4 protein-coding genes are annotated in these 3,181 nt (G+C 62.5%); all 4 read right to left on the bottom strand.

Annotated features, from left to right (window positions below):
• Positions 1-848: 848 nt before the first annotated feature.
• Positions 849-2,096, bottom strand: a complete 1,248-nt coding sequence (locus ACLP25_RS01690) for an AAA family ATPase (protein ID WP_442467518.1) — start codon at positions 2,094-2,096, stop codon at positions 849-851.
• Positions 2,093-2,350, bottom strand: a complete 258-nt coding sequence (locus ACLP25_RS01695; protein ID WP_442467519.1) for a hypothetical protein — start codon at positions 2,348-2,350, stop codon at positions 2,093-2,095. Before ACLP25_RS01695 ends, ACLP25_RS01690 begins: the two co-directional genes overlap by 4 nt.
• The gene (locus tag ACLP25_RS01700) at positions 2,347-2,739 is read right to left on the bottom strand and encodes a VRR-NUC domain-containing protein (protein ID WP_442467520.1); all 393 of its coding nucleotides are present in this window, start codon (positions 2,737-2,739) and stop codon (positions 2,347-2,349) included. Before ACLP25_RS01700 ends, ACLP25_RS01695 begins: the two co-directional genes overlap by 4 nt.
• A gap of 200 nt (positions 2,740-2,939) precedes the next feature.
• Positions 2,940-3,181 (bottom strand): helix-turn-helix transcriptional regulator (locus ACLP25_RS01705; protein ID WP_442467521.1); only part of this gene is annotated, 242 nt, incomplete at its 5' end.

Consider the following 3,181-nt stretch of genomic DNA (forward strand, 5'->3'; position numbering starts at 1 on the left):
GAGATCGGCGGCCAAGAGAGAGGCACTTTTTCTTGGCGACTTCACTCACGACATTAGTCATTATTTATGTCCTGCTAAACGTGCTCAGGGGCAGACGGAGCTTCAGCTTTCTTGAGGCTGACGGTCGCGTTGGTGATGAGTGGTTTCGCCCAGAAGCCGACGCTTAGAACACACGCGAAAGTGACGTAGAGAAATTGCCGCCGAGTTGATCGACAAGTTCGGCCTCGATCCGGCGCACGAATTTGCCTTCGCGCGAGCGGCCATCAAGGTCCGACCCGAGCGAACCTCGCGTGATGGCTTTGCAATAGGGCTTGATCAAGCCTCCATTGGCAGGGGATGAAACGCTGTTCATGAGGTGATTATGTTCCCCTGTCGTTACCCGGACAACATGACAAAGCGGGACACATTGAAATTATTAGCCAAAATGTCGCCTAGCCGCTGATCACATATCAGGCGCTGCGCCGAATCGCGCTCGTCACGCCCCCCGTCACGCGGCGGATGCATTGATGAAATTTCATCACGCCGCCACAGTGAATAAAAGTACAGCGCCACGCAGCAAGGAGCGCTCTACTCTGAAGACGCTCCGGCCCAGCGATAGACTTCGGCTCGGCGAGACCAGCGCGAGACCGGAAGGAAGCATCCGCGAGGAAAGGCGAAAGATTTGTCGGGCAGCCCTTTCCTTATCCGAAATCCTCTCCGGCGTTCCGTGTTGCGCCACTTGTGCAGGTGGCGCGGCGCAAGGTGGCGCAGGTGTCGCAGTCGAGTTGCTCCACCTCCCACCCTCCCCCTTTAGGGGGAGGTGGGTGGAGCGGCGCACGAAAAGCGGGTCAAACACAGGTGGCGCAAAATCAGTCATTGGCGGACGTCCCGACTTCGACGAAGGATCGTTTCTTGCGCTCAGCGTCCAAGCCTTCGACGACAACGAACATGCCGTTCTCGATCCATGTCTTGAGCAGGGCGGCGACCTTCGCGCGGTGCGCCTTATTCGTCGCGTCGAGCTTCAGGACGGTGGCGACGGCATAACCCGCCCAATCCTTGGCCTGTGAGTTTTCGCGCCAGCGGTCGGCGGCGATAGCGTCTTGAACGGCACGAAGATCGGACGCAGTCACGCCCTCGAATGCGTCTGGCCATTTCCAGCGGGTGACGACGCCGACGCTGTCAGAAGGATGACCGTCGCCGGCGTTGCCGAGGTCGAAGGATTCCAGCCGATACCATTCCGACGCGTCGGCGGGCGGGGACAGGTTCGCCTTGCCGTTCTGAACGCGGAAATAGGCGCGGCGATTGTCGACGCCGGCGCGCGCGGCCTCGTCTTCGGTCATTCCGTTGAGGGTCCGCGCCGATCGGACCTTGGCGAGCAACGCCGAGCCGCCACGACCGTCTTCGACGGTGATTTCTGCGCCGCCAGTCTTCCGCGCGTGGTGTACAAGCTCGATTGCGCAGCCCGTAATGTCCGCGATCTCCGCCCAGGTCGCGGCGACAAGCTCGATCGCGGGATTGTCATTTTCGACGACGCGATGCGAAGCGACGAACGGGTCGATAATCATCAATCCGATATCGTTGGTCTGGATAGTCGCGATTACGGCGTCGACGAGCGGCCGCGCGATGAGCGCGCCGGCCTTTCCTTGCTCGGCGATGATGATCTTCGCCTCTCGGCCGGTGTCGACGAACAGCCGACCCTCAATTTCTGTCGGATCAATTTCGTAATGCACGGCCGCCGCGATGATACGCCGCTGCAACTCTTCCATCGAGTCTTCGCCGTTCCAATACCAGACGTTGACACGCTCGTCGGGCGTGATCCCGAGCAACGTCCGTCCTGTGCAAATGGCCAAGGCTTCCGCCATCTCGAGGGTCGACTTGCCGTAAGCGCCGGGCGCAACCGTCTCTGAAATGAACTTGCGAACATAGTGGCGGCCATAGATCCAACGTCGTCGTGGAATGGCGGCCGGTTCGATCCAGACAAATGGCGAGGCTTTGATTTGTGGTCTGACCGGCCTTTCGCCGCGATCATAGCCTTCGGCTGCGGCAATCTCGGCGTAGAATTTGTCTTGTTCGTCTTTCGACCATTGATGATAGCCGGCAGGGCGCGCGGCATTCATGCGGCTCCCTCGCGCTCATTGCGCCACTCGGCGGCTGAGCGGCCGAAGGCCTCGCGCGTCGCGGCGTCCGGCCACAGCGGCGCAGGCAGTTCTTTGTACGCCTTGAGCGCCCGGATCACGCATTGACGGAGGTTTGACAGGTGGGAGCACAACTCCGCCCGGTCGCCGTTCTCGAGATCCAGCGCCGCCTCGGACGCGAAGTAACAGACGCCTGCAAGGGTGACACGGATGAGTTCGTCAGGGGGCGCGTTCATCGGCCGCCCTCCCGCGTCGCCAACCCCCAGGCGGCGAACGCCCGTCGGGCCTCATCAATCGAGCGCACGATCGCAGCCGGCGCGCCGAGGGCGACCAGACAGTCATGCACGGTGCGCTGATCGGCGGACAGCCGGCCGGCCTCCGTCTTCACCTCGATGAAGAAGGCCTTCCCGCCAGGGGCGACGATGACGAGGTCTGGCACGCCCGCAAGCGCGCCCTGCCACTTGAGGCGAGCCGCCTCGGCTTTCGACCGAAGGCCACCGTTCGGAACATGGAAGACCAGCACATGAGGAGCCGCGGTCCGGATCCATTCCACGACTGCGGCCTGGATTCGCGCCTCGGCGTTGAAATCGCGGCGCCGCTGCGCCTGTTCGATGGCGGCGCTCATGCACGCCTCCCGAAGGCGAACCCGGCGACGATCGCGGCGAGACGCGTCTGGATTCCGGAGCGGCGGGAAAGAAGCGCTGCTTGAAAATTGGCTCTATCGAGGGTAGCATCGCGACCGATCTGCTGCCGAGCTTGATCAATCGCGCGGGGCCCGGGTGCTTCACAGCGGCCGGGCCCCATCGCATGACGGTAGCGCATGGTTCATGCGGCCTCCCCATTGAGGGACGCCTCGATCCGGCTGCGCTTCCACTGCTCGAGCGCGTTGCGGCTCACGAACAAGCGGCCGTTGATCCGGACAGGCCTCGGAAATCCGAGGCCTGCGCTGGCTATCCATCGCTTGATCGTGCGGGGGTTTTTGCAGAACTCACTCGCTACGTCGGGACTGACCGGGACCAAGACGTCGCCGGAGATGGCGTCGACAGTGATCGTTAGCGGCGCCCGGC

This window comes from Roseiarcus sp. (assembly GCF_052145395.1).
GTDB lineage: Bacteria > Pseudomonadota > Alphaproteobacteria > Rhizobiales > Beijerinckiaceae > Roseiarcus.